We start from the raw sequence: 7,654 nt of genomic DNA, 5'->3' as shown, positions 1-7,654 counted from the left end.
AGCCCGGCCGCACGGCGGCGGCGCGGTCGGCGAACAGCCGGACCGCCGGATAGTCCAAGGGGTTGCCCGCCTCCGGCGGCGGCAGCCGCAGCGGCGCCACGGGCAGGATCGACTCGCCGATGATGCCGAGCGCCTCGCGCCCGGTCACCAGCACGCGCAGCCCGGGGCAGGAGGCCAGCAGCGCGTCCGCCAGCTCGGCCGTGGCCGCGACGAGGTGCTCGCAGTTGTCCAGGATCAGCAGCAGCGTGCGGCCGGCCAGCGCGCTGACCAGCCTCGTGACCGGGTCCACGGCGGGCCGCTCGGGGCCGTGCATCAGGGTGTCGCGGATGTCGAGCGCGGTCAGCACAGCCATCGGCACGTCGCCGCCGTCTGAGACCGGCGCGAGCGGCACGAAGCACACGTCGCCGGCGGCCCGCTCCGCCGCCTCGGTCGCGAGCCGCGTCTTGCCCGCGCCGCCCGGGCCGATCAGCGTGACCAGCCGGTTCGCCCGAAGCCTGGCGCCCACCTGCTCGATCTCCTCGTCCCTGCCGACGAAGCTGGTGAGCTGGGCGCGCAGCCCCCGCCGCTGCCTGGGTGCCTGAGCCGCGGGGGAGCCGAGCGCCGGGTCGGCCCTCAGCACGGCCAGGTGGGCGGCGGCCAGCTCGGCTCCCGGTTCGACGCCCAGCTCCTCGTCCAGGATCTTCCGGGCCTCGTCGTAGACGGTCAGCGCCTCCGCCTGGCGCCCGCTGCCGTAGAGCGCCCGCATGAGCTGGGCCCGCAGCCGCTCGCGCAGCGGGTGGGCGGCGGTGAGCTGGCGCAGCTCGGCGACCAGCTCGCGGTGCCTGCCCAGGTCGAGGTCCGCCTGCACGCGGTCTTCCGTGGCGGCCAGCCGCAGCTCCTCCAGCGCCGCCGCGGCGGCCCCGGCGTGCGGGGCGTCGGCGAGCGGAGCCCCCCGCCACAGGTCGAGCGCCTCCCGCAGCAGCGTGGCCGCCTGGCCCGGGTCGCCACCGGCGAGGGCCTGCCTGCCCGCCTGCGCGAGCAGCTCGAACCTGCGTGCGTCCACCTCCTGCGGGTCGGCCACCAGCCGGTATCCCGCCGGGTGGAACTCCACCAGGTCCCTGCCCAGCGCCCTGCGCAGCCTGGACACCTGCGACTGCAGCGCGTTGGCCACGCCCTCTGGTGGCTTGGGGCCGTACATGCCGTCCACGAGCTGCTCGGCGCCGACGATGCGGCCGGCGTGCAGGGCGAGCAGGGTCAGCAGCGCCCGCACCCGGGGACCGCCGAGCGCGACCGGCTCGCCGTCCTCGCCCAGCGCGGTCGTGGGCCCGAGGATCTGGAAGCGCATGCCTCGATTATCGTGGCCGCGGCAGCAGGGCGGAGATCTCCGCGTATGTCGGCATCGGTGGCGCCTGCTTCCCCTGGGCGGCGAGCGCCGTCGCGACCGCCTCGCCGAGCGCGGCCCGGTACAGCAGCGACCCGGTGCTCACCCTCGCCACCCCGGCCTCGGCGAGCTGGTCCAGCGTGGGGCCGTCGGGCTGGTAGAGGACGTTGAGCGGCAGCGGAGTGCCGGCCGCCACCTCGGCGATCTCCTTCAGATCGCTCATGCCGGGCACGAAGATCCCGTCGGCGTTGCCGTAGGCGGCCACCCTTTCCAGGGTGTCGTCCCCGGTCTTCAGCCAGTACGTGTCCGTGCGGGCGTTGACGAACACGCCGTGTCCCTTGGCCGCCTCGATGATCCGCTGGTGCAGCTCGATCGGGCGCAGCGTGCCGTCGGGGCGGCCGTCCTCCAGGTTGACGCCGACGGCTCCGAGCGCGGCCAGGCTCGCAACCAGGTCGGAGACCTCGGCGGGGTCGTCGCTGAACCCGCCCTCGATGTCCACGGTGACCATGACGCCCAGGTCCTTGATGGCTTCGACCAGTTCGATCGTCTCAGCCTTGGTCGCGCCGGCCCCGTCGGGCTTGCCGTACGCGGCGGCCACGCCGAGGCTGGTCGTACCGATCGCCGGGAAGCCGTGCGCGGCCAGGACGGCGGCGGAGCCGTAGTCCCAGGCGTTCGGCAGCAGCAGCGGGTCGCCTGGGCGGTGCAGGTCGCGGAAGTTCATTCGGGCCTCCTGGCGGGCTTCCCGTGGAGCAGGGCTTCGAGCACGCCCGAGGCGAGCGCGAGCGCGTGGGCGGGCGCGGGGCAGGGGCGTACGCCGTAGCCGAAGGTCAGGTGGGGAGCCCGGCCCCCTGAGGGGTCGCGGTTGGCCGCCACCAGGTCGATCGTCACCTCTTCACCGCTTCGCGTGTCGAGCCTGCGGGTGGCCTTGAGCGGCGGGTCCTGCTTGAGCGTCTCGTTCAGCAGCGTCTCGATGTCGTCTCCGGGGTGTGCATGCCTGAACGCGTTCTCGATGAGTGCCTCCGTGGCGGCGTGGCCCTGCAGCAGCAGCGTGATCTCGGGGATGCCGGCCAGTTCGAGCAGCTCGGCGACGGCGGCGTCGGCCTCCGGGCTCTCCTCGCCGGACAGGTAGCCGGTCGCGGCGGCAGCCACCGCGCTCGTGTCCTTGACGCCCAGGGCGGCGCCGAGCACGGCCGTGGGCACGCCCCGCCAGTCCCCGTCCCGTTCCAATGTCATGGCCTTGGCCGCCGGCCTCAGCTCGGCGGGGTCGACCGCGTTCAGCCGCTCGACCAGCAGCCGGCGCCGCTCGGCATGCGTCTGGCAGGTGCTGAAGCGCGACACCTGCGCGCGCAGCCAGGCCAGCGTCCCCTCCTCGGCGTCCTGGCGTACGGGAGGCGGCACGTACCTCGTGTCGGAGAGGACCGCCTCGGCCTCCGCTTGGCGTGTGATGAGCATGGCTCCACGCTAGGACCGCATAGTTTCGTCGCTCGTCGAAGTGTGGAAGCGTCAGGCCGCCAGTCGTTCGGACCGCTCGGAGTGCTGGGGCTCGACAGGGGGTGCCGAGGTCTGGACGGTGGGCCGCCGCTCGATGGGCGCCAGAGCCATGGCCGTCAGCAGCACCATCTCGGCCAGGACCACGCCCCGCTCCAGCAGCCCGTAGTAGGCCGAGCCGCTGATCAGCGTCGAGGTGATGGAGGCGGGGTGCGCCGCCAGGTAGACGGCCAGCGTGGCCGCGGAGGTCACGCTCATGGCCCGGACCGCGTTCCATCGGGGCGCCGCGGCCCGGCCCCTGGCCAGGGCCCAGCCGGCGACCGGCAGCGAGGTGAACACGACGGCCGCCGCCCACCGGTGGATCTCGCCGGTCATCGACCCGATCGGCGAGGGGTCCGTGGGGAAGATCGCGCTCATCATCAGCCCCGCCGCCCCGGCCAGCAGCAGCACCCTGGTGGCGGCGGTGCGCCCAGGGTCGCCGGCCGCCAGCCCGTACGCGAGAGACAGGCATGCCCCCGCCAATGCCAGCATCCCGATCAGCACGGGCACGAGCCCGCCGGAGACCAGTGCGTAGTCGCTGAGCAACGTCTGCGTGGGCAGGGCGATCTGCGCGTACGCCAGCGCACCCGCGGAGACCGCCGTGCCGGCGATGGCGCCCCAGGCGCTCTGGCGTGGGATCATCGGGTCACCTCATCGTAGATTTGCTCAAACCGGGCGAGCGACGACTGGTGGTCGTGGGTGAGCGCCAGCTCCCTGCTGGTCTTGCCGAACCTGGCCCGCAGGCCGTCGTCCGTGAGGATGGCCGTGAGGTGCCTGGCCAGCCCGACCACGTCGCCCGACTGGAACAGGAACCCGTTGTCGTCCACCAGGTGCGGCAGCGCCATCGCGTCGGCGGCCACCACGGGCAGTCCGGTGGCCATCGCCTCCAGCGTGGCGATGCTCTGCAGCTCGGCGATGCCCGGCATGGCGAACACGTCGGCGGCGGCGAACGCTTGGGGCATGATCTCGTCGGGCACGAAGCCCAGGAAGGACACCCGCTCGCCCACGCCGATGCGCTTGGCCAGCTTCTCCAGCTCCGCCCGCTGGTTGCCTCGGCCGACGAGCACCAGCTGCGCGTCGGTCTCGTTCAGCACGAGCGGCAGCGCGCGCACGAGCTCGTCCAGGCGCTTCTCCTCGTCCAGCCGGCCGACGAACAGGATGGTGGGCCGGTCGGGCAGGTCGTACAGCTTGCGCGCCCACGCCTTGGGCTCGGCGCGCGGGTAGAACCTGGTCAGGTCGATCCCGCAGGAGACCGACTCCACCTCGCGGGTGAAGCCCTGGTCGGCCAGCAGCTTGGCGGCGAGCGGCGTCGGGGTGGTGATGTGGTCGGCCCGGTTGAAGATCCGGCTGAAGTCGCGCCAGGCCAGCCGGCCGGCCTTGGCCCGCAGCCGGTCGGGGATGTGGCAGAACTGGAAGAGGTTGTCGGGCATGAAGTGGTTGGTGGCCACGATGGGCACCCCGGCGCGGCGGGCGGCGGCGATGGCCGCCCTGCCGACCACGAAGTGGCCCTGGGTGTGCAGGACGTCGGGCTTGACGCCCGCGATCAGCCGGTCGAGCCTGGTCGGCACGGTGAAGCGCATGGTTGGGTGGACCGGTATCGGGGCGGAGCGCAGTCGGTGCACGATCACGCCGTCCACCACGTCCGCGGTGGGCGGGCCCGCGTCCGACTGGCAGACCACGTGCACCTCGTTGCCGCGCTCGGCCAGGCCGGTGGCCAGGCGGTGGGTGAAGTAGGCGGCGCCGTTCACGTCCGGCGGGTAGGTGTCGGTCGAGATCAGGACGCGGCGGGGACGCTCGGGGGCGGGGACGGCCTCGGGGAGCGAACGCAGGGGCATGGCCATGTCAGTGAGACTCCGTTTTCACACAGGGGTGGGGGGATTGTTGTGTGCTTCCAGTGGGCTGGTCCGGGCCAGCGCGATGGTGCCGGCCGCGGTGAGGGCCGCGGCCAGAACCGGCGCGATCCCGGTCGGCAGTGGCTCGCCGAGCAGCAGCGCGCCGAACGCCACCGCCGTCAGGGGATCGGCGATCTGGAGTGAGGCGAACGAGACGCCGAAGTGCCCGACGGCGTAGGCCCGCTGGAGCATCATCAGCGCCAGCAGCAGTGGCACCGGCAGCGCGAGCAGGTACCACCAGTTCCATGCGCCGTCCACCAGCACGCGCATGAGCGTGGCGGTGGCGCCGTACAGCACGCCGGAGCTGGTGGCCAGCAGCGCGGCCCGGCCCGCGGGCGAGACCGCCCTCGAGCCGGCCCACAGCAGGACCGCCGCGACGCCGGCCACGCCGAGCAGCGTGAACACCCCGCTGGGGTTGAGGTAGGTGGGACCGTCGGACTCGGGGACCAGCAGCACCAGCCCGATCAGCCCGGCCGCCACCACGCCCGCGGCCGCCAGCTCCTTGCGTGAGGGCTTGCGGCCGTGCAGCGCGGCGGCGATGGGCAGAGCGAACAGCAGGCTGGCCACCCCCATGGGCTGGACGATTGTCAGCGGGCCGAGGCCGAGCGCGACGATGTGCAGGCCGCCACCCGCCAGAATGGAGACGCCGCCGAACAGCCAGCGTGGCCTGCGTAGCAGGGTCAGGAGCCCTGGCTTCGCCGACTCCACTGCCTCGAACTGCTGAAGCGCGGCTCCGAGCGCGAAGAACAGCGAACCGACCAGGGCGATCGCCGCGGCCAGCACAGTCATGCGCACTCCTTTCAGACGGATAGTTGCCAGGTAGGGTCAAACGGACGTGTCCGCAGGAAGTCGTTCCGGGGAAGGCTGGATGGCGCGTCGCTTCCTGAGCCATCTCACGGCCTCGACGACCGCGGTGATGGACACCGCGATGCCCAGGCCGAGGAGCAGGCCCTTGATCGGGTCGTTCTCGAACGCCATCCCGCCGAAGAAGCCGATCAGCCCCGAGTACACCGCCCACGAGCTCGCCGCGATCGCGTCGAAGAACGTGAACGAGCGCAGCGGATGCCGCACGGCGCCCATGGTCAGCGTGGTCGCGGTGCGCCCGCCGGGGATGTACCTGGCCACGACCAGGACGAGACCGCCCCGCTCGGCCAGCGTGTCGCGTGCCCAGACGAACGCCTTCTTCTCCCGCAGCCTGCGCGCCGACTTGTTGCCGATCAGGTAGGAGATGTGGTCACCGGCGAACGCGCCCAGCGCCGCCGCCACGATGACCAGGGCCAGGTTCGTCTCGCCCGAGGCGGCGAACACCGCGGCGGTGATCACTGAGGTCTCGGCCGGCACGATGGGGAAGAACCCGTCGAGCAGTGCCAGGACGAACAGCGCCGCGTATAACCAGGGCGATGACATCGCCTGCTGGACCAGGTCGAGGATGGCGTGCGACATGAGCGTGTACTCCGATCGTTAGGGCACCCACACAGCGTGTCGGCGTGGGACTGCCGGGGACATCGGGGATGCCCCGGGTCGAACGCGGACCCATCCCTTATGCAGTTCAGGGCCGGTACCCCATGAAGGTAGAAACTCCGCAGGTCACGGCACATCGGACGATCGGCACGCGCCACCCCCTACTTTCGTCAGGGGCCCCGTTCCGACCTCCGGCGGGCACTCTCGATCAAACCGGTTTCCACAGGCGGAAACAGGAGTGGAGGTAGGCGCTTTCGGGGTGGGGGTAGCCCTACCGCGACAGGGGACGAGGCCCCACCCTGACTTTCGTCAGGGTCGCCTGCCGACTTCGGACAGGCCCCCCGCGTCCGGGAGACGGATAACGTCGGAGCGGTGAGACGTCTTCGCCGGGATAGCCGCCGCCAGGTGGTCTACGACCTGCTGCTCTGGGCCGTGCTCGGCATCTTCGTCGCGGCCATGGGACCTGACCCGCTCAAGGACCCGGCCGCGTTCGGCATGGTGACCGTGCCCAGGATCGGGCTCGCCTCCGTCGCTGTGCTGGTCGGCCGCCGCTGGCCGCTGGCCGCGCTGGTGCTGCTGCTGCCGCTGGGGCCGTGGCGGTTCAGCGAGGGGTTCGCGACCGTGGACCTGAGCTGGCTGCTGCCCAGGCGTGACGTGAAGATCCTCCCGCTGCTGGCGACCTCGCCGTTCATCATGTGGTACGCCTACCTCACCGGGCGGCGCCTGGCCGCGATCTGGCCGGCGCTGGTGGCCTTCTTCCTGATCTCGGTCGTCGGCGTGGGCGTGGTGCTGGCCAGGGGCGGCGATCTGGCTCTGTGGGTGTCCATGATGACGGGGCTGCTCGGCACGTACGTGGTGCCGTACCTGCTGGGGCTGCTCAGGCGGAGGCTGCTGCAGCAGCGCACGCAGGCCAGGCTGTCGGCGGAGGCGCAGGCGAGGCTGCGCGAGCGGGCCAGGATCGCGCGGGACATGCACGACTCGCTCGGCCACGACCTGGCACTGATCGCGGTCAGGGCCGCGGGCCTCGAGCTGGCCGCAGGGCTGGACCAGGCGCACGTCAGGGCGGCGGGGGAGCTGCGGCTGGCGGCGGCGGACGCCACGGAGCGGCTGCGTCAGATCATCGGGCTGCTGCGTGAGGAGTCCGACGTGGCACCGCTGTCACCGGTGGACGAGGACGTGGCCGAGCTGGTGCGGCGGGCCAGGGACTCCGGCATGCCGATCACCCTGGACCTGGCGCCCGGGCCGGTGCCCGACCTGGCGCACGCGGTGGTGCAGGAGGGGCTCACGAACGCGGCCAAGCACGCGCCGGGGGCCGCCGTCGCGGTCCGGGTCGCACCGGACCGCGTCACGGGGTCGGTAGAGCACACCTCAGAAAACCCGTCACAAAGATGTGGATATCGTGTAACGTGAGATG

The 7,654-nt window shown here is 72.4% G+C and carries 8 protein-coding genes; 1 reads left to right on the top strand and 7 read right to left on the bottom strand.

Annotated elements, in window-relative coordinates; translation table 11 throughout:
• From AB0J09_RS49540 to AB0J09_RS49510, 7 genes are all read right to left on the bottom strand, one after another.
• Positions 1–1,324: BTAD domain-containing putative transcriptional regulator (locus tag AB0J09_RS49540; RefSeq protein ID WP_360707940.1), on the bottom strand; the 1,324-nt coding region annotated here is incomplete at its 3' end.
• Between the two features lie 7 nt (positions 1,325–1,331).
• The gene (locus AB0J09_RS49535; protein WP_360707938.1) at positions 1,332–2,081 is read right to left on the bottom strand and encodes an isocitrate lyase/phosphoenolpyruvate mutase family protein; all 750 of its coding nucleotides are present in this window, start codon (positions 2,079–2,081) and stop codon (positions 1,332–1,334) included.
• Positions 2,078–2,812 carry a hypothetical protein gene (locus tag AB0J09_RS49530; protein ID WP_360707935.1) on the bottom strand — a complete coding sequence of 245 codons (735 nt, stop codon included), beginning with the start codon at positions 2,810–2,812 and terminating at the stop codon, positions 2,078–2,080. Before AB0J09_RS49530 ends, AB0J09_RS49535 begins: the two co-directional genes overlap by 4 nt.
• Before the next feature lie 51 nt (positions 2,813–2,863).
• Positions 2,864–3,529: a DUF998 domain-containing protein gene (locus AB0J09_RS49525; protein ID WP_360707932.1), complete on the bottom strand. Its 666-nt coding sequence runs from the start codon at positions 3,527–3,529 to the stop codon at positions 2,864–2,866.
• A complete protein-coding gene (locus tag AB0J09_RS49520) occupies positions 3,526–4,728 on the bottom strand; it encodes a glycosyltransferase (RefSeq protein WP_360707930.1) in 1,203 nt (400 codons plus the stop codon). The genes AB0J09_RS49525 and AB0J09_RS49520 overlap by 4 nt, the downstream gene beginning before the upstream one ends.
• A gap of 18 nt (positions 4,729–4,746) precedes the next feature.
• Entirely contained in the window at positions 4,747–5,568 is an 822-nt protein-coding gene (locus tag AB0J09_RS49515; RefSeq protein WP_360707928.1) for a DMT family transporter, read from the bottom strand.
• A gap of 36 nt (positions 5,569–5,604) precedes the next feature.
• On the bottom strand, positions 5,605–6,222 hold the full coding sequence (locus AB0J09_RS49510) for a DedA family protein (protein WP_360707925.1): 618 nt from the start codon (positions 6,220–6,222) through the stop codon (positions 5,605–5,607).
• A gap of 390 nt (positions 6,223–6,612) precedes the next feature.
• Here AB0J09_RS49510 and AB0J09_RS49505 point away from each other — a divergent pair, with 390 nt between their 5' ends.
• Entirely contained in the window at positions 6,613–7,650 is a 1,038-nt protein-coding gene (locus AB0J09_RS49505) for a histidine kinase (protein ID WP_360707922.1), read from the top strand.
• Positions 7,651–7,654 lie beyond the last annotated feature (4 nt).

The sequence above is a fragment of the Nonomuraea sp. NPDC049784 genome, assembly GCF_040659615.1.
Classification (GTDB): Bacteria; Actinomycetota; Actinomycetes; order Streptosporangiales; family Streptosporangiaceae; genus Nonomuraea.
This window is presented reverse-complemented; position numbering and strand designations above follow the sequence as displayed.